This is a genomic window from Kutzneria sp. NPDC052558 (assembly GCF_044547355.1).
In the GTDB taxonomy this organism is placed as follows: domain Bacteria; phylum Actinomycetota; class Actinomycetes; order Mycobacteriales; family Pseudonocardiaceae; genus Kutzneria.
On sequence record NZ_JBIUAG010000044.1, the window covers coordinates 49,071 to 71,995 of the forward strand.

Annotated in this window: 15 protein-coding genes; 9 read left to right on the top strand and 6 right to left on the bottom strand. The window is 71.2% G+C overall.

The window, feature by feature from the left end; all coding sequences use genetic code 11:
* The first annotated feature begins 24 nt into the window (after positions 1–24).
* Positions 25–2,895 carry an AfsR/SARP family transcriptional regulator gene (locus ACIG5F_RS44420; RefSeq protein WP_396526283.1) on the top strand — a complete coding sequence of 957 codons (2,871 nt, stop codon included), beginning with the start codon at positions 25–27 and terminating at the stop codon, positions 2,893–2,895.
* Positions 2,896–2,913: 18 nt separating this feature from the next.
* Here the strand turns inward: ACIG5F_RS44420 and ACIG5F_RS44425 are convergent, their stop codons facing one another.
* The 5 genes from ACIG5F_RS44425 to ACIG5F_RS44445 form a co-directional block, all read right to left on the bottom strand.
* The gene (locus tag ACIG5F_RS44425; RefSeq protein ID WP_396526284.1) at positions 2,914–3,096 is read right to left on the bottom strand and encodes a hypothetical protein; all 183 of its coding nucleotides are present in this window, start codon (positions 3,094–3,096) and stop codon (positions 2,914–2,916) included.
* A gap of 107 nt (positions 3,097–3,203) precedes the next feature.
* The gene (locus ACIG5F_RS44430; protein ID WP_396526285.1) at positions 3,204–4,415 is read right to left on the bottom strand and encodes an ABC transporter permease; all 1,212 of its coding nucleotides are present in this window, start codon (positions 4,413–4,415) and stop codon (positions 3,204–3,206) included.
* On the bottom strand, positions 4,412–5,098 hold the full coding sequence (locus ACIG5F_RS44435; protein WP_396526286.1) for an ABC transporter ATP-binding protein: 687 nt from the start codon (positions 5,096–5,098) through the stop codon (positions 4,412–4,414). The genes ACIG5F_RS44430 and ACIG5F_RS44435 overlap by 4 nt, the downstream gene beginning before the upstream one ends.
* Complete coding sequence (locus ACIG5F_RS44440) at positions 5,095–6,168, bottom strand: peptidoglycan-binding protein (RefSeq protein ID WP_396526287.1); 1,074 nt, start codon at positions 6,166–6,168, stop codon at positions 5,095–5,097. The genes ACIG5F_RS44435 and ACIG5F_RS44440 overlap by 4 nt, the downstream gene beginning before the upstream one ends.
* 12 nt (positions 6,169–6,180) lie before the next feature.
* Positions 6,181–6,729, bottom strand: a complete 549-nt coding sequence (locus ACIG5F_RS44445) for a hypothetical protein (RefSeq protein WP_396526288.1) — start codon at positions 6,727–6,729, stop codon at positions 6,181–6,183.
* A 79-nt stretch (positions 6,730–6,808) separates the two neighbouring features.
* On the opposite strand from ACIG5F_RS44445, the gene ACIG5F_RS44450 reads away from it, so the two are divergent.
* From ACIG5F_RS44450 to ACIG5F_RS44485, 8 genes are all read left to right on the top strand, one after another.
* Complete coding sequence (locus ACIG5F_RS44450) at positions 6,809–7,501, top strand: response regulator transcription factor (RefSeq protein ID WP_396526289.1); 693 nt, start codon at positions 6,809–6,811, stop codon at positions 7,499–7,501.
* Complete coding sequence (locus ACIG5F_RS44455) at positions 7,501–9,243, top strand: sensor histidine kinase (RefSeq protein WP_396526290.1); 1,743 nt, start codon at positions 7,501–7,503, stop codon at positions 9,241–9,243. Before ACIG5F_RS44450 ends, ACIG5F_RS44455 begins: the two co-directional genes overlap by 1 nt.
* A 56-nt stretch (positions 9,244–9,299) precedes the next feature.
* Complete coding sequence (locus tag ACIG5F_RS44460; RefSeq protein WP_396526291.1) at positions 9,300–10,475, top strand: FAD-dependent monooxygenase; 1,176 nt, start codon at positions 9,300–9,302, stop codon at positions 10,473–10,475.
* On the top strand, positions 10,472–12,289 hold the full coding sequence (gene recQ, locus ACIG5F_RS44465) for a DNA helicase RecQ (protein ID WP_396526292.1): 1,818 nt from the start codon (positions 10,472–10,474) through the stop codon (positions 12,287–12,289). The genes ACIG5F_RS44460 and recQ overlap by 4 nt, the downstream gene beginning before the upstream one ends.
* A gap of 413 nt (positions 12,290–12,702) precedes the next feature.
* Positions 12,703–15,129 carry a nitrate- and nitrite sensing domain-containing protein gene (locus ACIG5F_RS44470; protein WP_396526293.1) on the top strand — a complete coding sequence of 809 codons (2,427 nt, stop codon included), beginning with the start codon at positions 12,703–12,705 and terminating at the stop codon, positions 15,127–15,129.
* Between the two features lie 21 nt (positions 15,130–15,150).
* Positions 15,151–15,573 (top strand): roadblock/LC7 domain-containing protein, encoded by a 423-nt coding sequence (locus ACIG5F_RS44475; RefSeq protein WP_396526294.1) that lies wholly within the window; start codon positions 15,151–15,153, stop codon positions 15,571–15,573.
* A gap of 2 nt (positions 15,574–15,575) precedes the next feature.
* Positions 15,576–15,947, top strand: a complete 372-nt coding sequence (locus ACIG5F_RS44480) for a DUF742 domain-containing protein (RefSeq protein WP_396526295.1) — start codon at positions 15,576–15,578, stop codon at positions 15,945–15,947.
* A 13-nt stretch (positions 15,948–15,960) separates the two neighbouring features.
* A complete protein-coding gene (locus ACIG5F_RS44485; protein WP_396526296.1) occupies positions 15,961–16,521 on the top strand; it encodes a GTP-binding protein in 561 nt (186 codons plus the stop codon).
* 140 nt (positions 16,522–16,661) lie between these two features.
* On the opposite strand, the gene ACIG5F_RS44490 is transcribed toward ACIG5F_RS44485, so the two are convergent.
* Positions 16,662–21,929 carry a beta-ketoacyl synthase N-terminal-like domain-containing protein gene (locus tag ACIG5F_RS44490; protein ID WP_396526297.1) on the bottom strand — a complete coding sequence of 1,756 codons (5,268 nt, stop codon included), beginning with the start codon at positions 21,927–21,929 and terminating at the stop codon, positions 16,662–16,664.
* Between the last annotated feature and the right edge of the window lie 996 nt (positions 21,930–22,925).

Below are 22,925 nucleotides of genomic sequence, written 5' to 3' on the forward strand. Positions count from 1 at the left end.
GCATTCGGGACGGGAGGGTGGCAGATGGACGACGACGTCGGCGGTCCGGCGATCACCGTCCGGCTGTTGGGCGAGGTTCAGGCGTTTGCCGGCGCCGATCCGATCGACCTGGGTCCGCCCGGGCCGCGATCCGTGCTCGCCGTGCTCGCGCTGCGCGCGAACACCACCGTCTCGATGGACGAGCTGATCAGCGCGCTGTGGGGCGACAACCCGCCGCGCAGCGCCGAAGGCGGCATCTACACCCACGTCTCGGCGCTGCGCAAAGTGCTCGAACCGGGCCGCCACCGCAAGGACGAACCGCGGGTGCTGGCCAGCAGCCGCGCCGGTTACTCACTGCTGCTGCCGCCAGGGTCCGTGGACACCTGTCGGTTCGAGGCCGCGGCCGCGCAGGCCCGCCGCTGCTGGGCGGCCGACGACTTCCCCGGCGCGCTGGCGCGCTGCGACGACGCGCTGGGCGAATGGGCCGGCACGGCCCTCAACGGCGCGACCGGGCCGTTCGCCGAGGCTGAGCGGCCCCGTCTCGAACTGCTCAAACTGGACGTTTCGGAGCTGCGCTGCGCGGCGCTGGTGGAAACCGGCGCCGCCGACAGCGCGGTCGCCACGCTCACCACGCTCGCGGCCGAGAACCCGCTGCGCGAGCGCCTGCACGAGTTGCTGATGCTCGCCCTGTACCGGACCGGGCGGCAGGCCGAGGCGCTCGACGTGTACGGCCGGCTCCGCCGGCGTCTCGTCGAGGAGCTGGGCGTGGATCCCAGTCCGGCGACGCGCCGGATGCACGAGCACGTGCTGGCCGGCGAGGCCGCCGAGCCGGCCGCCGCTGAACCGGTCGTCGCCGGGCGGCCGGCCCGTGTGGTCCCGGCGCAGCTGCCGCACAGCATCTCCGCCTTCAGCGGCCGGGAGGACGAGCTGCGGCGGCTCCGTCAGCTGTGCTCGGAGACCTCCGGCGGGACCGGCGGCGGATCGGTGGTGATCTCGGCCATCGACGGCACGGCCGGGGTCGGCAAGACCGCGCTGGCGATCCGCCTCGCCCACGAGGTCGCACCGTCCTTTCCGGACGGTCAGCTGTTCGTCGACCTGCGCGGCTTCGACCCGCATTTCTCCCCGGTCACCCCGGAGACCGCGCTCGGGCACCTGCTGCGCAGTCTCGGCGCGCACACCGACACCCAGCACGGCGACCTGGCCGCGCAGTCGGCGCTGTACCGGTCGCTGCTGGCCGGCCGGCGCGTGCTGGTGGTGCTGGACAACGCCGTCAGCGCCGAGCAGGTCCGCCCGCTGCTGCCTGGGGCGAAGGGCTGCCTCGCGCTCGTGACCAGTCGCAACCGGCTCGCGGGGCTGGTGTCCCGGGACGGCGCGACCCGGATCAGCCTGACCGTGCTGCGGCCGGCGGAATCGCTGCAACTGCTGCGCCGGGTGCTGGGCGCCGAGCATGTGGACGCCGAGCTCGACCAGGCGCGGGAGCTGGCCGAGCTGTGCGGCCACCTGCCGCTGGCGCTGCGGATCGCCGCCGAGCGCATTCTCGGCTACGAGCCGTACGCCATCGCGGACATGGTCGATGAGCTGCGGGCGGAGCGGGACCGGCTGGACGCACTGTCCACTCCGGACGATGAACCGGCCGTGGTGCGCACCGTGTTCTCCTGGTCCTACCACGCGTTGAAGCCGGAGGAGGCCCGGGCCTTCCGGCTGCTGGGCCTGCATCCGGCGGTGGAGTTCGGCGTCGCCGAGGCGGCCGTGCTGCTGGACACCGACCCGGCCGACGCCCGGCGGCAGCTGCTCGGCCTGGGCCAGCGGCACCTGTTGGAGCGGGTGGCGCGGGACCGCTATCGCTTCCACGACCTGCTCCGGATCTACGCGGCCGAGTGCGCGGACCGGGACGAGACCGCGCTGACCACCGGCCAGGCGGTGCAGCGCCTGCTGAACTGGTGCGTCGGCTCGACCGTGGCCGCCCGGGACGTGCTGGCGCCGGGGCTCGGCCCGATCGCTGTCGACCCGCCGCACCCGCGCCATCCGCCGTTCGCCCCGCGCAGTTACGAAGAGGCCTTCGGCTGGGCCAGCCAGACGTTGTTCACGCTCGTCGACGTGCTGCGGCTGGCCGTCGACCGAGGTCTCGACGCTGGGGCCGCCACCTTCGCCGCCGCGCTGGCGACGCTGTGCCACTGCACCAGCCGCTGGACGGAATGGCTGCGCATCACCGAGATGGGGCTGGCGGCGGCCCGGCGTTCGGGTGACCGGCTCAACCAGGCCCGGCTGCACAACGACATGGGAGTCGCACTGCACTTCCTCGGCCGCGGCGTCGAAGGCATCCCCTGTCACCAGGCCGCGGTCGACATCCTGGCCGGGCTGAGCGAGAGCGGCGACGGCGACGACCACGCGGTGGCGGTGAACCTCGCCGTGGCCTACCAGCAGATGGGCCGGCAGGTGGACGCGGTGCCGCTGCTGGAGGACGCGCTCGCGATCGCCCGGCGGTGGAGCAACCGGTTCGTCGAGGCCACCGTCTCCGACGCGCTGGGCACCGTGATGGCCGACCTCGGCCGGTACGACGAGGCGATCGAGCACGGCACGCGGTGCGTGGAACTGGTGCGGGAGGCCAAGGCCGAGCACATGCTCGGCGGTCACGGCCTGATGCACCTGGGCGATTCCTGCCTGTCCGCCGGCCTCGTGGACGACGCGATCCGCCACTACGAGGAGGCCCTCGAACTCTGGGGCCGGCTCGGCGACCCCTGGGGCGAGGTGCGCAGCAAACACGCCCTGGCCCGGGCCCTGGTGCAGGCCGGCCGCACCGACCGGGCCCGGGAACTGCTCGCGAACGCCGTGGAGGTCATGCGGACGACCGGCTACCTGGCCGGCAATGAGCGCGCGGCGAACGAGATCCGCGCGCTGCTGGCCGAGCTGTCCTGACGAGGTTCAGGGCACCGGTCAGGGGCAGATGCGCACCCGGCAGATGCCCACCGGGGCAGCCTGCTGCGGCACGGCCTGGGTGTAGGAGACCGCGCCGCTGGTCGGGGCGGCGTCGGCCGCGGTGGCGGTCACCACGGCGCCGGCGGCGACGGCGCCGAGCACCAGCGTGGCGGCGCTGATCCTGCGTCGTAGATTGAGCATCTCTCACTCCTGTTCTCACGGTCGGCCGAGCGGGATCGTCGACCTCGGACACCAGGAAATCCGCCGCCGCGGGTCGGGGCAATCGACCGTTCCAAGCCCTGGAATGGTCAGGCCGTCGCCAGGGCCTCGGTGGGGGTGAGCCGCGCGGCCCGGACCGAGGGGTAGATGCCGGCGAGCACGCCGATCAGCACGGCCCCGGCCAGGCCGCCGCCGAGCGCGGCGAACGGGATGATCACCGGCCAGCCCTGATATCCGGTGTACGCCAAGGTGGCCACGACGCCGATCACCGTGCCGGCCAGGCCGCCGAGCCCGGACAACACCGCGGCCTCGGTGAGGAACTGCCCGCGGATCTGGCCCCGGGTGGCCCCCAGCGCCCGGCGCAGGCCGATCTCCCGCCGGCGTTCCAGCACGGAGATGACCATGGTGTTGGCCACGCCGACCCCGCCGACCAACAACGCGACCCCGGCCAGGCCGAGGAACAGCGCGGAGAAGGTGGTCTTGGTGTCCTGCTTGGCGGCCAGGGCATCCGAGGGTCGGGACACCTGGACCAGGCCCGGCAGCTGGGGGTAGAGCGTCGGCCCGAGCACGGCCCGCACGTCCTGGATGGCGTCCTCGTCGGCCTTGACGTAGACCACGGTCGGATGGCCGTCGAAGCCCAGAACCTGTTTCGCCGCACCCCATCCGACCAGCACGGCCCGTTCAAGGTCGGGGTCGAGCGGCATGGGGTCGAGGATGCCGATCACGGTGAACCACTGCTTGCCGATGAACACCTGCGGCGGCTGCTGCCCGGCGACCAGCGTGGTGAAGCCGAGTCGGGCCGCGGCCACGGAGCCGAGCACGACCGTCGGGAAGTCGGAGGTGGCGTCGTCGAGGAACTTGCCGGCGTGCAGGGATCCGTTGACGGCGCTGAGCAGGTTGGCGCTGCTGGCCAACACGGTCAGCCCGGAGTCGGCGTTCGGGTCGATCTTGTCGTTGCGCCGCACGGACGAGTGGGCGTTGGCCACCTGCGCGGCCGCGGTGACCGGCCCGATGCGCTCGACCATGTCCATGGCGTCCGGCGGCAGCAGCACCGGATCGCCCTGCGTCTGCTGGGGTTCGGCCCGCAACAGGTTGGTGCCCAACGCGGTCAGCTGGTCCAGCAGGGCCTGCTGGCTGGCGGCGGGGATGCTGGTGACGATCACCATGGTGGCGATGCCGATGGAGATTCCCAGCGCCGACAACACGGTCCGCATCTTGCGGGTGCCCACGCCGAGCAGCCCCAGGCGGACGATGTCGCCGAAGGAGAGGCGGACGGGCTGGGTGTCGAGGGTCGCGGTCACACCAGGCTCCCCGCGCGGGTGTCGGCCACCAGGCGCCCGTCCCGCATCTCGATGCGCCGGGGCAGGCTGGCCGCGATGTCCCGGTCGTGCGTGATCACCGCGATGGTGGTGCCGTCGTTGTTCAAGCGCCGCAACAACTCCAGCACCGCCTGGCCGTTGACGGTGTCCAGCGCGCCGGTCGGCTCGTCGGCCAGCACGAGCGCGGGATCGTTGACCACGGCCCGGGCGATGGCCACCCGCTGCCGCTCGCCGCCGGAAAGCTGTTGCGGTAGATGGTCGACGCGGTGCGACAGCCCGACCCGGTCCAGCGCCTCCAGGGCCAGGGCCCGACGGCGGCGGCGCGGGACGCCGGCGTACAGCAGCCCGGTGGCGACGTTCTGCGCGGCGGTCAACCCGTCGGTGAGGTGGAACTGTTGGAACACAAAGCCGAGCCACTTGCCGCGCAGCGCCGACAGCCGGCGGTCGGACAGCGTGGTGACGTCCAGGCCGCCGAGCCGGACCGTGCCCCGCGACGGCAGGTCGAGGGTGCCGATGATGTTGAGCATCGTCGACTTGCCGGAGCCGGAAGGTCCCACGATGGCCACGAGTTCGCCCGACTCGATCTCCAGCGACACCGAGTCCAGCGCCACCACGCCGCCCGGGTAGTGCTTGCCCACGCCGGCGAGCTCCAGCACCGGGGTCACGACGTGGTCACCACTTTCAGCCCCTCGGCCACGCCGTCGCCGCTGATCTCCACCATGCCGTTGGCGAACATCCCGGTCTGCACGGCGTGGTACTTGCCGTCGGCGGTCTGCACCGCGTAACCGCCCTCCCGCAACGCCACCAGCGCGCCGACCGGCGCCGCCAACACTGCCTTGTGGACGGACGTGGTCACCTGCACCTGCACGGAGGCGGCGTCGAGATCGGCCACAGTGGACGGATCGTCCGGCGTGACGGTGACGTTCAGCTTCGGCGGCCCGTTGTTCTGCTGCTTGTCGCCACCGTCCACAGTGGTGCTGATCGCGGTCACCTTGGCCGACACGGTCTTGGTGTCGGGGCGGATGACCGTCACCGCCGCGCCGTTCTTGATCTGCCCGACCGAGCTGGCGTCCACCGGCATGGTCACGACCTTCTGCGTGGAGGTCACCGCCAACAGCTCGCCGGCCGCCGGATCGCCCAGCTGCGCGGTCACCGAGTTCACCCGCATCGGCCCGGGCAGCACCAGAACCTGGCCCACGTCAAGGGTTCCCGTGTCGTCCAGCCCGACGCTGCGCTCCCACTTGTTCAGCGCCGCCGCGATCGCCGGCGTGAACGCCGTCTGCTGCGCGTCCTTGGGCAGCGTGCCGACGCTGTAGCCGAGGGCCTTGAGGTTCTGCGCCACCACGGCGACGTCCGCGCCCTTCAGCATCGGCCCGTCGAGCTTGCGGAACAACGGCGTGTCACCGAAGAACACCGGCACCGGCTTGTCGTTGACCCAGTACAGCGCCTTGCCCTGCACGGCGAGATCGCCGGTCGCGGGCAGCTTGGTCACCACCCCGGCGCCCGCGCCCTTCACCGTCTGCGGCGGCCCGAAACCCAGTGTGCCGCCGAAGGTCTGCCCGTTGGACAGATCCATCTTCTTGATCTCGGCCGTCTGCGCCGACGGCGGCGCCACGGTCGCGCTGACGGCCGAGCCGTGCCGTGAGTCGATCACGGCCACGCCCAGCACCGTGCCGGCCACCACAACCAGCACGGCGATCCCGATCACCGCCCGCCGGCGGGTGTCCGCTGCCACTTTCGTTCTCCCTCAGTGATTGCCGAACGACTGGACCTGGCAGTCCAGTTGGACCTTGTCCATCTGGGCCTCCGACAGCTTCTGGCTGACGCCGTCGTCATAGGTCCAGCCGGTGCCGAACGGGTCGATGGCGTGCACCATCAGACCGTGCTCGGGCAGGCATTTCATGTAGGCGTGGTAGTCGTCGTAGTAGTGCGGGTTCTTCTTCGGATCCATCTCGTCCGGCCCGTACGGGTGCTTGTTCTTGCACGCCTGCACCGCCGCCTGGTCGGCCGGGGTGTTGCTCTGGAAGTCGGGCGACCCGCGCCCGACGATCATCTTGTGCCCGTTGTCCTTGAGGCAGGCGTACCAGCCCTTGAACATCTGGGCGATCTCGTCCTGGGTGGCGTCGAGACGGATGTAGGGCTGCTCGGCGGCCGGCGCGGCGCTGGTGGTCGAGCTGGGCGCGGCGGTCCCGCTGGTCTCCAGCGAGGCGACCTGCGGCAGCGTGGCCGTGGTCGTGGAGCAGGCGCTCAGCGAAGCCACCGCCGCGAAGGCCGCGAGTACGGGGACTTTGCTCATGCCCTGAACCATCACCGACGGATATGAGGAACTTATGAGGATCCGGTGGCCGGTGCGTGGCCGACCTATCATCGGTGCCATGTGCGCCCACATCGTGCTGGCCGAGGACGACGAGAAGCAGGCGGAGCTGGTCCGCCGCTACCTCGAGCGCGAGCGGCACACGGTGGTCGTGGTCGGCGACGGGCGGGCGGCCATCGACACCGTGCGGGCCGGCCGGCCGGACCTGCTGGTGCTGGACGTGATGATGCCCAAAGTGGACGGTCTGGACGTGATCCGCGTGCTGCGGGCCGAATCGGACGTGCTGGTGCTGATGCTGACCGCACGGTCCACTGAGGACGATCTGCTGCTGGGCCTGGACCTGGGCGCGGACGACTACATGACCAAGCCGTTCAGCCCCCGCGAACTGGTGGCCCGGGTCCGCACCCTGCTGCGCCGGGGCCAGCGCCCCAAGGAGCCGGACGAGCTGCTGCGGGTGGGCACGCTGGTGATCGACCAGGGCCGGCACGTCGTCACCTGCGACGGCCGGCGGGTGGAGTGCACGCCCGGCGAGTTCCGGCTGCTGGAAACCCTGGCCGGGCAACCGGATCGGGTGTTCACCCGCAAGCAGCTGCTGGAGCGCCTGCACGGCTTCGACCGCTACATCACCGACCGCACGATCGACGTGCACGTGATGAACCTGCGTAAGAAGATCGAGCCCGACCCGCGCCGGCCGGCCCGCCTGGTCACCGTGTACGGGGTCGGCTACAAGCTGACCACCGAGGAGAGGCCCTAGTGCTCGCCCGGCTGCTGGCGGTGTCCATTGTGGTCGCCGCGTGCTCGATCGCCGCCACCGCCTGGCTGGCCGTGCAGACCACCAGCGTCGCCATCCGGCAGGAGCAGGGCCAGGCGATCAGCTCGGGCAACCTGATCTACGAGAACCTGCTCGACTACGCGTCGAGCCACATTGGCTGGGCCGATGTCGGCAAGGACGTGACCGTGCTGGCCCAGGAGACCGGCCGCCGGATCGTGCTGACCGACCAGAACCGCCGGGTGATCGTCGACTCGGACCCGGGCCACCACCCGCTGCCGGCCGCGGCCTCGGCCGGCGTTGACCCGCTGGCGGTGGACCCGAGCCTGGTCAGCGCCGGCCCGGACCGGATCTCCCCGACCGCGGTCGGCCCGTACGCGCTGGACCAGGATGCCGTCGACACGCTGAACGCCCTGGCCCAGCGGGCCTTGAGCTGCGTGCGGAACCAGGGCGCGGTCGGCTCGATCGTGACCACGCCCAGCCGCCGGCCCCGGATCCAGAGCCCCGATCCGGTGGCCACGGCCCAGTGCGCCCGGGCCCTGGACACGCCGGTGAAGTCGGAGGCCGCGGCGCTGAGCCAACTGGACTCGCTGGTCGACGAGTGCCTGGCCCGGCAGCAGCTGCCCCCGGTGCAGATCGGGCTGGACTTCGGCTGGCTGCCGACCACCGCCCAGGCCGCCCCGACCACCGGGCCCGGTCAACTGGACCAACGAGTTCAGGACTGCGTCACCACCGGCCGGCACGAGCAGCTGACCCCGTTCGTCGCCCCGGCCGCCCTGCTGTTCGTCACCAGCCCCGGCGGCATCGCCACGCCCAGCGCCTTCGACCTGTCGGCCGGCAACAAGGTGCGGATCGGGCTGGCGGTCGGCGGCGTGCTGGTGGTGACCATCGCGGTGACGGTGCTGGCCGGGCGGCGGTTCACCCGGCCGCTGCGGGCCCTGACCGCCGCCGCGCAGCGGATGCGGGACGGCGACGTGACCACGCAGGTGACGGTCCGGCGGCGGGACGAGATCGGCCGGCTGGCCGGGGCGTTCAACGACATGGCGGCCAGCCGGGCCCAGGTGGAGCGGCTGCGGACCGACCTGATCAGCGACATCGCCCACGAGCTGCGGACCCCGCTGAGCAACATCCGGGGCTGGCTGGAGGCGGCCCAGGACGGCGTGGCCGAGGCCGACGACGCGCTGGTGGCGTCGCTGCTGGAGGAGGCGATGCAGCTGCACCACATCGTCGACGACCTCCAGGACCTGGCCATGGCCGACGCCGGCACGCTGCGCCTGCACCGGGAGACCGTGTCCGTGGCCGAGCTGTTCACGCAGGTCACCGCCGCCCACCGGGCCCGGGCCGAGGCGACCGGCGTGAGGCTGGAGGCGGACGGCGACGCCGAGCTGACGGCCGATCCGGTGCGGCTGCGGCAGGTCGTGGACAACCTCGTCACCAACGCCGTGCGGCACACCGGCGCCGGCGGCTCCGTGCGGCTGCGGGGTTTCGCCGACGGCGACGACGTGGTGCTGGAGGTCCACGACACCGGCAGCGGCATCGCGCCCGAGGACCTGCCCAACGTGTTCGACCGGTTCTGGCGGGGTGAGAAGTCGCGCAGCCGGCAGACCGGCGGCAGCGGCCTGGGGCTGGCCATCGTGCGCAAGCTGGTCGAGGCCCACGGCGGCCGGGTCGCCGTCGACAGCGAACTCGGCGTGGGCACGGTGTTCCAGGTCCGCCTGCCTCGCTGACGACGTGGTCAACGGATGGTCAGCCGCTGGTAAGCGCCGGCCGCCACGGTGTGGCCATGACAAAGATCCTGATTTCCGGAGCGAGCATCGCCGGTCCGACCGCCGCCTACTGGCTGCGCCGGCACGGCTTCGAGGTCACCGTGGTCGAGCAGGCCCCGGCGCTGCGGGCCGGCGGCTCGGCCGTCGACTTCCGCGGCGAGCAACTGGAGATCCTGCGCAAGATGGGCCTGGTGGCGGCCATCGAGGCCCGCAGCACCCGCATGGGCGACGTGACGATCGTCGACGCCGACGGCCGGTTCCAGGCCCGCGTGCCGTCGGCGGTGATGAGCGGCGAGCTGGAGATCCCCCGCGGCGAGCTGAGCCGCATCCTGTTCGAGCACACCAGGAACACCACGGAGTACGTCTTCGGCGACCGGATCACCGCGCTCACCGAGCACGCCGGCGGCGTGGACGTCACCTTCGCCAAGGGCGCGCCCCGCACCTTCGACCTGGTGATCGGCGCGGACGGCGCGCACTCGGGGGTGCGGTCGCTGGCCTTCGGGCCGGAGCGGGACTTCACCACCCACCTCGGCCACTACGCGGCGTACTACACCGTGCCCAACCACCTCGGGCTGGACCACGAGGGCCGGATGTACGCCGAGCCGGGCATCGGCGCGATGGTCACCAGCTCGATCGACCGGGACCGGATGGGCGTGCTGCTGGTGTTCGCCGCCGAGCCGCTGTGCTACGACCGGCGGGACACCGAGCAGCACAAGCGGATCCTGACCGACCGGTTCCGGGCCGCCGGCTGGGAGCTGCCGACCCTGCTGGAGGGGCTGGCGCGGACCGACACGCTGTTCTTCGACGCGCTGAGCCAGGTGCGACTTGACAAGTGGTCGAAGGGCCGTGTCGCGCTCGTCGGCGACGCCGCGTGGTCGGCCGGCGCGGGCGGCGGCGGCACCGGGCTTGCGATGGCCGGCGCCTACGTGCTGGCCGGCGAGCTGGCCGAGAATCCGGGCCACGACCAGGCTTTCGCCGCGTACGAGCGGATCATCCGGCCGAGCGCGAAGGCGGGCCAGAACCAGGCCAGGCAGACCGGCGGCTTCTTCGCGCCGGCCACCGCGCGGGCCATCCGCGGCCGCGGGCGGGTCTACCGGGTGCTCAACACCAAGCCGTTGAACGGCCTGTTGACGTGGCTGGTCAACCGCACCGCCAACACGATCGACTTGCCGGACTACACTCGGGCGGCGTGACAGATCCGGCACATGTGCTGCGCACCGTCTTCGGCTACGACTCGTTCCGCGGTGACCAACAGGCCATCGTGGACCACGTCGCGGGCGGCGGCGACGCGCTGGTGCTGATGCCGACCGGCGGCGGAAAGTCGTTGTGCTACCAGATTCCCGCGCTGGTCCGGGACGGCGTGGGCGTGGTGATCTCGCCGCTGATCGCGTTGATGCAGGACCAGGTGGACGCGCTGAGCGCGCTGGGCGTGCGGGCCGGATTCCTGAACTCCACTCAGGATCCGGGCGAACGCCAGATGGTGGAGGCCATGTTCGTGGCCGGCGAGCTGGATCTGCTCTACCTGGCGCCGGAGCGGCTGCGCATGGAGTCCACGCCGCGGCTGCTGGAGCGGGGCCGGGTGTCGCTGTTCGCCATCGACGAGGCGCACTGCGTCTCCCAGTGGGGGCACGACTTCCGGCCCGACTACCTCCAGCTGTCGCACCTGCACGAGCGCTGGCCGGACGTGCCCAGGATCGCGCTGACCGCGACCGCGACCGAGGTCACCCGCAAGGAGATCGCCAGCCGGCTCAACCTGGAGCAGGCCCGGCACTTCGTGTCCAGCTTCGACCGGCCCAACATCCAGTACCGGATCGTGCCCAAGAACGAGCCGAGGCGGCAGCTGCTGGACCTGCTGCGCACCGAGCACGCCGGCGACGCCGGCATCGTCTACTGCCTGTCCCGGTCCTCGGTCGACAAGACCGCGGAATGGCTTGTGGAGCAAGGCATTCCGGCGCTGCCGTACCACGCCGGCCTGGACGCGCAGACCCGGGCCGCCAACCAGGCCCGGTTCCTGCGCGAGGACGGCCTGGTCATGGTGGCCACCATCGCCTTCGGCATGGGCATCGACAAGCCGGACGTGCGCTTCGTGGCCCACCTGGACCTGCCCAAGTCGGTCGAGGGCTACTACCAGGAGACCGGCCGCGCCGGCCGGGACGGGCTGCCGTCCACCGCGTGGCTGGCCTACGGCCTCCAGGACGTGATCTCGCAGCGCAAGATGATCGACACCTCCGAGGGCGACGACGCCCACCGGCGGCGGCTGGGCCAGCACCTGGACGCGATGCTGGCGCTGTGCGAGACCGTGGAGTGCCGGCGCAGCGGGCTGCTGGCCTACTTCGGCGAGACCCTCACCGACCGCTGCGGCAACTGCGACACCTGCCTGACGCCGCCCGAGTCGTGGGACGGAACCGTTGCCGCGCAGAAGTTCCTGTCGGCGGTGTTCCGGCTGGACCGGGAGCGCCGGCAGCGCTTCGGGGCCGGGCAGGTGATCGACATCCTGCTGGGCCGCAAGACCGCCAAGGTCATCCAGCACGACCATGACGGGCTCACCGTGTTCGGCATCGGGACCGAGCTCACCGAGTCGGAGTGGCGGGGCGTGGCGCGGCAGCTGCTGGCCCAGGGCCTGCTGGCCGTCGAGGGCGACTACGGCACCCTGTCGCTGACCGAGGCCAGCGCCGACGTGCTCGGCCGCAAGCGCGAGGTCCGGCTGCGCCGGGAGACCGCCGCCAAGGCACCCCGGGCCGCCCGCACCGCCAAGGCCGCCGCCGCTGTCGCCGAACTGCCGGCCGAGGCCGCCCCCGTCTTCGAGCAGCTGCGGGCCTGGCGCGCCGCCACCGCCCGCGAGCAGGGCGTGCCGGCCTACGTGATCTTCCACGACGCCACCCTGCGCCAGATCGCCACCCAGGCCCCGACCACGCTGGCCGAGCTGGGCACGGTCAGCGGCGTCGGCGAGAACAAACTCGCCAAATACGGCCAGTCCATCCTGGACACCCTGGCCGCCCCCGCATAGCGGCCGCGATCGAGATTTGTCAACCATGCGAAGGTATATCGTCCCCCATAGATGTCGATCACTGCCCGCACACCGCCGAAGGAGTGAAACACCGGCGGACCCGTGGACCGTTTTTGCCGATATGCGATAGCGCGACCCAACCCGAGGCGACCGTTCGGCGCAAAGTGTTGTACGTTCATCGCAGTAGGCGGCGAATGCCCTGATGGGCGTCCGACGGCCCATTGGGCGGCGTTCGCGGATCTGCTAGGTTTCTCGGCCACAGGAAGATCAACAGATGCACGCGATCGTCCCGTGGCCCGGGAGTCGGAACAGCGTATCCCGGCAACGGAGCAGGAACAGCTGTCGTAGAAGCCGGACCAGTCACCCGACAGAGGCCGCCACCTGCTTGTCCCCGAGGTCGGCCATGGAGCGCCGTGAAGAACAAGAGTGATTCCAGCAAAGACGACAAGTCGATCCGGTCACGGCTTGTCGGCGCGGTATTGATCCCCAGCATCACGCTGATCGTGCTATGGACGGGCTCGGCCGCCTACCTGGTCTTCGGGGCATTCTACGTCAAAGCCGTCGTCTCCAGTGTGCGCGACATCTCCATTCCGGCCGTGACCGGCCTGGTCTCCGCCGAGAAAGAACGCCAGCTCGGCATGGCCTATCTGGGCAAACCCGCCTCCGGCCTGACCGACCTGCACAACCAGGAGCAGCAGACCGACCAGTACTTCACGGCGATGCGGTCGGCCTCCCAGGCGGTCCTGTCCAGCGCGCCGCCGGAGGTCGTGCAGAGCGCGCAGAAGCTCTACGCGAGCATCGATCAGTTGCCCAAGATCCGTGCACAGATCGACACGAAGAGTATCGACAAGGCTCAGGTCTATACCTTTTACAACACCTTGATCGACTCGGCGTCCAGCCTGTTCGACACCCAGGGCCGCATTCTCCCGGTGGTGCAGGTCGCGCTGGACGGCGCGACCACCACCGAGGTGTTCCGGGCCACCGACCAGATGTCCCGCGGCGCCGCGGTGATCTCCGCCGGCTTCGCCGCCAACGGCCTGGCCCCCGAGGACTTTCGCAACTTTTCGAACCTGGTCGGCACCTACCATTCCGAGCTGGACAAATCGGTTCCGTTCCTGCGCGACGACATCCGGGCCAAGTTCACCGCCCTGTTCGAGGGTGACTCGTACAAGCAGCTGGTGGCGGCCGAGAACGGCCTGATCGAGCACGGCCCGTGGGCGCGGGGGGCCACCGGCCTGCCGGTGACCGAGGCGTCCTGGAACTCGCTGTCCACCCAGGTCCTCGACCAGCTCACCGCGCTGACCATCGCCAACGCCGACGAGGTCTCCGGCCAGGCCATCTCCGACGCCAACCAGCAGCTCACCTGGGCCGTCGTCGGCTCGGTGGTCGCACTGCTGGTGGCCATCGGCGCCATCGTCGCCGCGGTCCGGGTGTCCCGGACCCTGGTCGACCGCACCCTGGTCACCCGCCTCACCCGGCTGCGGGAGGAGGCGTTGCAGCTGGCCCAGCACCGGCTGCCCGACATCGTGCGGCGGCTGCGCGAGGGCGAGGCCGTCAACGTCCGCGCCGAACTGCCCGACCTGGACTTCGGCCGGGACGAGATCGGGCAGGTGGCCGACGCGTTCAACGCCGCCCAGTACACCGCCGTCACCGCCGCCGTCACCGAGGCCCAGGCCCGCGACGGCGTGCACAACGTGTTCCTCAGCATCGCCCACCGCAACCAGGGCCTGGTGCACCGCCAGCTGAAGATCCTGGACCTGATGGAGCGCGGCGAGGAGAACCCGCAGCAGCTGGAGCGGCTGTTCCAGCTGGACCACCTGGCCACCCGGGCCCGGCGCAACGCCGAGAACCTGATCATCCTGGGCGGCGAGCTGCCCGGCCGGCGCTGGCGCAAGCCGGTCAAGCTGGTCGACGTGCTGCGCGCCGCGGTGTCGGAGACCGAGCTGTACCACCGGGTTCAGGTGGAGCGCGGCCCCGAGGTGTCGATCGTCGGCTCGGCCGTGGCCGACACCATCCACCTGATCGCCGAGCTGGTCGACAACGCCACCTCCTTCTCCCCGCCCCGCTCCCAGGTGCTGGTCAGCAGCACCCTGGTCGCCCGCGGCGCGGTGGTCGAGGTGGAGGACCAGGGCCTGGGCATGAGCGAGGAGGACCGGGAGCGGGCCAACCGGATGATGGCCGAGTCGCCCGAGTTCGACGCGATGGCCCTGAAGACCGACTCCCGGCTGGGCCTGTTCGTGATCGCCCGGCTGGCCAGCCGGCTGGAGATCAACGTCGAGTTCCGGGTCTCCCCGTACGGCGGCACCCGGGCCATCGTGCTGCTGCCCTCGGCCATCCTGGCCACCTCCGGGCCGGCCGACCGGGGGCCCGACAGCACCCAGCTGACCCACAAGCAGGTGGTCGAGGCCGAGGCCGCCGAGCAGTCGGAAAGCTCGGAGCTGGACGAGTTCTGGGCGCTGAGCCGGTCACGTCTTGCCGACCAGGTCCAGACCACCGAGAGTCTCCAGGGTGCACTGGACCCCACCCCGCCCGGCGCGGCCATCGGCGCGCCGGCCGAGTCGCTGCCGGTTCCGTCCGCCCCGACCCGCTGGCCGGAGGCCGAGGACGTGAGCGAGCCGCCGCCGTCGTTCGGCATCACCGCGCCCCGTCCCACGCTGCCCCAGCGGCAGCCCCAGAACAGCCTCGCGCCGCAGCTGCGCGGTGACCTCGAGGACGAGCCGGAGCTGGACCTCGACGACGACTACCGGTCGCCGGAGGAGATCCGGCACACCATGTCGGCCTACCAGGCGGGTTCGCTCAAAGGCCGGCAAGCAGGCGAGTCCCCCGACCCTCGAGCGTAGGAACAGGGAAGTCAGGACCTGATGAACGACAAGGCGCATTCCGAAACCGATCTGAACTGGCTGCTCGACAACCTGGTCGAACGGGTGGTGGACGCCCGGCACGCGGTCGTGCTGTCCGCGGACGGGCTGCTGATCGGCAAGTCCGACGGGCTGTCCCGGGACGACTCCGACCAGCTCTCGGCGATGGCCTCGGCCTTCCAGAGCCTGGCCAGAGGCGCCGGCCGGCATTTCGGCGGCGGGCAGGTCCGGCAGACCATCGTGGAGATGGAGCACGCGTTCCTGTTCGTCACCGCCGCCGGCCGGGGCGCCTGCCTGGCCGTGCTGGCCGAGGAGAACGCCGACATCGGCCTCATCGCGTACGAGATGAACCTGCTGGTCAAGCAGGTCGGCGTGTACCTGAGCGCGGCTCCGCGCACGGCCAAGACGGCCGAGCAGAGGGCGTAGCGATGGCCGAGAACGAAGTCGAGTGGTTCGACGAGGCGGCCGGTCCGCTGGTCCGCCCGTACGCGATGACCGGCGGCCGGACCCGCCCCGGGGCCTCCTGGCTGGACGTGGCCACCCAGGTCGTGACCGTGCCGTCCACCAGCGAACGGGTCGGCATCGGCCCCGAGCAGCAGGCGATCCTGGAGATGTGCCACCGCGCGCTGTCGGTCGCCGAGATCGCGCACTACGTGAACGTGCCGCTGGTCGTGGTGAAGGTGCTGATCAGCGACCTGATCGACCGCGGCGACGTGGTTGTCCGACCTCCCGCCCAGGCGCTGCGCGCGCCGGGCCGGGAACTACTTCAGGCGGTTCTGGATGGTGTCCGTGCACTCTAGCCAGTCATCGACCATGGTCCCCGAGGCGGTCAAGATCCTGGTGGCCGGCGGGTTCGGCGTCGGCAAGACCACCCTGGTCGCCTCGGTCAGCGAGATCCCGCCGCTGAGCACCGAGGAGCTGCTGACCGAGGCCAGCACCGGGATCGACGACCTGGTCGGCATCGAGGGCAAGACCACCACCACCGTGGCCCTGGACTTCGGCCGCATCACCATCAGTCCCCGGCTGGTGCTGTACCTGTTCGGCACGCCCGGCCAGGACCGCTTCTGGTTCATGTGGGACGAGCTGGCCCGCGGGGCCATCGGGGCCATCGTGCTGATCGACACCCGCCGGCTGGACACCAGCTTCGCCGCCATCGACTTCTTCGAACGCCGCGAGGTCCCGTTCATCGTGGCCGTCAACAACTTCGACGGCTCCCACCACTACGAGCCCGAGGAGATCCGCTCCGCCCTGGCCATCAGCGAGGGCGTGCCGATCGTCAACGCCGACGCCCGCGAGCGCGACTCCAGCAAGCTGGCCCTGATCAGGCTCATCGAGCACGCCATGACCAAGCTCCCCGAAGCCGCCCCCGCCTGACCGAGCTCCTTTCACGTCATGAAGGGCCCCATCCTCACGTTGAACGTCAGGAAGGGCCCCTTCACCACGTCCGGTGTCATGAAGGGGCCCTTCCTCGCGTTGAACGTCAGGAAGGGTCCCTTCACCACGTCAGCGCCGGCTCACACCAGCTCCTCCACCCCCAGCAGCCCGGCCACGAATTCCGCGATTCGTTGCACGGACGGGTAGGTCCACAGCAGCGTGGCCGGCAGGTCGACCCGCAGCTGGCGTTGCAGGCGGCCGCGGATGGCGATGCTCATCACCGAGTCGATGCCCATCTCGGTGAGCGGCCGGCGGGCGTCCAGCTCGGCCTCCGGCAGCCGCAGCTCGGTGGCCACGGCGCTGGTCACCAGTTCGGCCAGCCGGTCCAGGGTCAGCTCGCCCCAGTCCTCGGTCCGGTCATCGGCCGGCTCGTCGGCGGCGAGTTCGCCGAAGACGGGCAGCCGCCGCTCGCCGGGGGCCAGCGGGGTCAGGGGCAGCACCGCCAGGTACGGGCGGTGGAACCGCTCGGCCCACTCCCAGCACCGGAACGCGTCCACAGTGGACAGATCGGTGGTGCCCTGGGCCGCCATCACGGCGGCCAGGGCCGCGCCGGCCCCGGCGGCCATGCCCCGTCCCCGCCAGGCGGTCCAGGCCAGGCTCTGGGTGTTGTCGCCCCGGTGCGCCGCCAGCGTGTCCAGCACGCTGTTGGCGGCGGCGTAGCTGAGCTGCCCGGGCACCTGGAAAACCTGCCCGCACGAGGAGAACAGCACCAGGAAGTCCAGGCTCCCCGGCGGGAACAGCTCGTGCAGCACGAGCGCGCCGGCCACCTTGGGGCGCAACACCTTGGCCTGCGCCGCATGGTCGACCTGGGCCACCAGCTGGTCGTGCAGCACGCCGGCGGCGTGCACGACGCCGCGGATGGGCGGCAGCTGAAGGCCGTCCAGCACCTTGATCGTCTTGCCGGCGTCGGCGATGTCCAGGGCCACCGGATGCACGGCCACGCCCAGCGATTCCAGGGCGATGACGGCCTCGATCTGCCGGCGCACGGCCGGATCCGTGACCAGAGGCCACTTTCGGCGCGGCGGCAGCGGGGTGCGGCCGGCCAGCACCAGGCGTCGCGCGCCCCGCCCGACCAGCCAGGCCGCCACCTCCAGGCCGAGGTCACCTAGTCCCCCTGTGACCAGGTAGGTGGCGTCGGCCCGCAGTTCCACCGCGCTCTGGTCGGGCGACCGGTCAATTGCCGACAGCCGTGAAACCTCGATGTCGCCTCGGGTCAAGGACAAGATGTCGTCACGGGGGGCAGCCCGCAGCACGCCCAGCAGGCCCTCGATGCCGTCGGCGAAGTCGATGACGCCGCCCCAGAACTCGGGATGCTCGTTGGCGGTCACCCGCCCAGCCCCCCACAACGGCGCGTGCGCGACCGACGCGGCCGACGCCGCCGAGCGCACGCCTCGGGTCAGGCACCACAGCCTCGGCTCGACCGCGGCGCCCAAACCGTTGAGATGCTGGGCGGTTCGGGTGTACCGCCACGTAGTGGCCGCCGCCGCCTCGGCCAGCGACTCGCCCGCCGCCGGGATCGCCGGCGCGAACAACACGACACTCGGCTCGTGGAAGTCGTCGCGCAGGTCGGGCAACTCCTCCGGCTCCCGCACATGCACGCAGCGCAGGCCGCCGGCCACCAGCTGGGACGCGATCTCCCGGACGAACTCGTCGTCATCGCTGAGGATCACGGCCAGCCGGGGGTCGGCCATGCGGTGCGTGGGCTCGGGATCCGGCAGCGGCCGCCAGATCAGCTCGTGCACCAGCCGGCGTGGGTCCGTCACCGCGCTGTCGACGGAATCCAGCAGCCCGAAGCGAACTCCCCGCACGACCGCGACCGGCGTGCCGGCGGCGTCCGCCACCCACACGTCGACGGAGTCCAGCGGCGAGGCCGGGCTTACCCGTGCCGCCACCTGGATCTCGTTCGGTGGCACGGTGTCCGCCACCGCCAGGAGTTCGATGTGCGCCGGCATTCGTTGCCCGTCACGGTCCGGCAGCACTAGCGGCGTCAGGGTGACGGCCGCGTCCAGGGCATGGGCCCAGGACAGCGGGCCGCCGCCCATCGTCATGCGGGCGAACATCTCGGCATCGCCCCGGCGTAACTCCGTTGCCCGCCAGTCGAAACCCAGACCGTCGGCGCCCATCTCGGCCATCAGCGCCGGCACCGCGTCGCCGTCGAGCACCTCGGCGCACCGCTTCCACGCCGCCGCGAAGTCCGGGAAGTCGTTTGCCTCCAACCGGTTTCCGCTTGAGGCCACCGCCGTCGTGTGGGTGAGCCAGTTGTCGTCGGCCTCGCCCTGCGGGCGGCTGGCCAGGGTCAGCACGCGACCCTGGCGGATCACCTGCACGTCCCGGGGCGGCTCGACCGCCAGCGGGATCCGCAGGTTCACATCGGTGAGAGCAGTCAGGTCGCCGCCGGCCAGGAAGGTGTTGAGCAGCACGGCCGCCGGCACGATCTCCACGCCGTGCACGGGATGCGTGCCCGGGTAGGGCCGGCTGGCCTCGTCCAGGGTGGTCTGCCACAGCCGGGTCGGGCTGCCGCCTCCTATCGCGATTTCGGCGCCCAACAGGGTGTGGCTGTCCGGGTCGTGGCCGGCGTCGGCCGTGCTGGCCTTGCCGTTGTGCCAGTACGGCCGGTGCTGCCATGCGTTGGTGGGCAGGTCGACCAGGGCCAGGTCGGGGTGAACCCGGCTCCAGTCCAGGGGCGCGCCGTGGCAGTGCACCGTCGCCAACGCGGTGCGGAACCGTGTCCGCTCCGGTTCGTTGCGGCGCAACGTGTGCACGATGACGCCCTCGCCAGCCAGTATCTCGTTGACCGAGTGCACCACCAGCGGGTGCGGCGAGACCTCCACGAACAGCCGGTGCCCGTCCTCGACCGCCGCCTGCACGGCCGAGGTGAACCGGCACATCTCGTACATGTTGACCGCCCAGAAGGCCGCGTCCCTCGACGTCTCGGCACGCGGGTCGGCGAGCGTCGTGTTGTAGGCCTTGAGGGTCAACGGGTTTGCCTCGATGTCGGACAGGGCGGCGATCACGTCGTCGCCCAGCGGCCGCAGGTGGTGGCTGTGGTAGGCGACCGGCGTGTTGACCCGGAAGGCCTTCACCCCCTCCACCTCGCACTCGGCCAGCAGCGCCTCGACCGAGGCGATGTCGCCGGAGACCACAGTGGACGATGGCGAGGAGGTGATGGCGGCGGCCAGGTCGGCGCGGCCGGCGAGCCGCGCGACCACCGTGTCGAAGTCCAGGTACACCAACGCCATCGCGCCTTCGCCCTCGACGCGGCGCATGATTTTCGCCCGCCGGCACACGCCCCGGGCGGCGTCGGCCAGCGTGAGCGCTCCCGACACGACCGCGGCGGCGTACTCACCTAGTGACTGACCGAGTACGGCCGCGGGCACCACGCCGTGCGACCGCCACAGCGCCGCCAACCCCACCTGCATGGCGAAAGTGGCTGCCTGCATGGCATCCACGTGGCTCTGGTCGTCGCCGGCAAGCAGGGCGTGCGCCCCGATGCCCAACTCCTGCTCGAAGACCGGGTCGAGATCGTCGATGACCGCGGCGAAAACCGGTTCGGTGGCGGCCAGTTCCCGCCCCATGCCGACCCAGTGGCTGCCGTAGCCGGAGAACACCCACACGGGGTCCTGCCGGTGCAGGGCCTCGGCCGTCACCAGGCCGTCCGCCGGCTCGTCGGCCGCCAATGCCCGCAGCCCGGCCAACACGGCGTCGCGGTCGCCCACCACCGCGGCGCGGCTGGCCAGGTGCGCCCGGCGACGGGCCAGCGTGGCCGCGAACGCGCCGAAGTCGTTGTCAGGGCTGGATTCCAGCCAGTCGGCCAGGTTCGCGGCGTTGGCCCGCAATGCCGCCTCGGTGCGGCCCGAGACCGGCACCACCGTGGCATCGGGGGATGCGTTGCCGCGTGGGGGTTTCGCGGTCTCCGGGGCCTGCTCGACGACGATGTGCGAGATGGAACCGCCGTAGCCGTAACAGGAAACGCCGGCGCGGCGCGGGCCGCCGTGGTTCGGCCACGGCGTCGGCTCGGTCACCAGCCGCAGGCCGTTGTCCTCCCACGGGATGTCCGGGTTGGGAGTGGTGACGCCGACGCTGGGCGGGATCCGGCCGTGGTGCACCGCCAGCACCGTCTTGATCAGGCCGGCGATGCCCGACGCCGCCTCCAGGTGGCCGATGTTCGGCTTCACCGAGCCGATCAGGCACGGCTGGGCGGCCGGTCGGCCTCGGCCGACCACCGCCGCCAGCGCTGCCGCCTCGATCGGGTCGCCGACCGGCGTGCCGGTGCCGTGGGCCTCGATGTAGTCGACCGCCTCGGGCAGGATGCCGGCCAGCTCGTAGGCCTCGGTCAGCATGGCCGCCTGGCCGTCGGCGCTGGGCACCATGATCGCCTGGGTGCGGCCCTCGTGCCGGGACACGCTGGCCTTGATCACCGCCAGCACCCGGTCCCCCGCCGCCGTCGCGTCGTCCAGGCGCTTGAGCACCACCGCGCCCGCGCCTTCACCGCGGCCGTAGCCGTCCGCGTCGGCCGAGAACGACTTGGAGCGGCCGTCCGGCGAGGTCGCGCCCATCTCGTCCAGCGCCACGAAGCCGTGCGGGGTGGGCAGCACGCTCACGCCTCCCACGATCGCGCACGAGATCCGGCCCGCCGCCAGCCGCTCGCAGGCCAGGTCCACCGCCGTCAGCGAGGACGCGCAGGCCGTGTCCACCGCCAGGCTTTCGCCATGCAGGTCGAGGAAGTAGGATACGCGGTTGGCCACCGCGTAGTAGGTGCTGCCCATGCCCGCCCACGGCTCGACGTCCGTGAGGTCCTCCAGGGTGCGGCGGCCGTATTCGGCGAACGTCACTCCCGCGTACACGCCCGTGTCGGTGCCGGCCAGCGACAGCGGGTCCATGCCCGCGTGCTCCAGCGCCTCCCACACCACTTCCAGGAACAGCCGCTGCTGTGGATCCGTGACCGCCGCCTCGCGCGGGGAAACACCGAAGAATGTGGCGTCGAATCCGTCGACGTCGGCGAGGTAGGCCGCCCGCGTCGACGCCTTGCGTAAGACCGACGCTAATTGCGGGTTGCCGTCCACATACGGTTCGAGACGCATCGCCGGAATGTCCGAGACGGCGTTGCCGCCACCCATGACAAAAGACCAGAAATCATCCAGCGAGTCCAGGTCCGGCGCGAATCTGCACCCGGCCCCGATGACCGCTATCGGAATGAACTCATGCCGCGGCTGACGGGTCCCACCCACTGGCACCTCCTGCTCTCGCCCCACTTCGGTGAAAACGGACGCGCGACAACGAGCCCCCGCCGCCAACACGGCAGCGGTGGCTGTCTGCGGAGAAATTGACAGGCGACCAGCGCCGGCCACCGTCTACAGTGGCCGGTTCCACGTGCGCTCAGACGCTATCCGACACCCTCGGCCGACCCATACCGCCCACCCGGTGATTCGACATTCAACCGCGATGACGCAGGGCAATCATCCAATCGCCTGACAACGTTGTCAGACCGGAACGGCGGATAGCGCGATCCCATTTTCTCCAGGCACGTGTCGAAGCTGTCGAAGCCGTCGCCCCGGCGGCTCCTCTCTCCCGGCTGTCCGTATCGGGCATCGGAGAACATTACCCGCCCCGCCCGCCGTCAGGAAACGGCTGACGATAACGCCACACCCCTTGCGGAACACTCCGTTATCGCTTCCAGCCCCGCCACCTGCGGTGATCACCGACGGTCGCCGCACCCCCGGTAGGATGATCCTCAGGCTCCATCCCAGCCACCGGGCACCTGCCCCGGATGCCAGTTCCAATCCGACGGGGTGCCACACGGGCCGGCAACCGGCCGCTCGGCGCGGTCGTGGCTCGTGCGCCCACGCCGCACAGTTGTCAACACTTCGCGACGTTGCCCCAGGAACACCGTCCCGCCCCCGGCGGACAACTCATGCCTTACCCGATCCGTGGGTCTCGATCACCGCCGGTCACCCCGACCGCTCGCAGGACCGGCCGCTCGGCACGGTTGCGCCCCATGCACCCGCGCCGCGCTCCCACCACAGCAACTCCGTCGCCCAGGCAGAGGTCCGACAAAGTCGGGTGTGCGCTGCTCGGGTCGGGATCCTGTTGCGGGTGGGGTTTGGGTGTGGTTGTGGGTCGGGTGCCCGCGCTGCGCGGTTGCCGGGGGGTGGGGTTTGCGGTGAGGGGTGGGGGCGTTGTGCGGTTGAGGTGGGGGTGGGGCGGTGGGTTGGGGGCTCCGGGTGGATTTTTTTTTGAGACCTCTGGGCGATGGCGTATAAAAGCGCGAAAGGGGCCGGGCCCCCAGCCCACAAAACCCAAAAACGTATTACAAAACCCCCCCCCCAAACAAAAAAAAACACCCA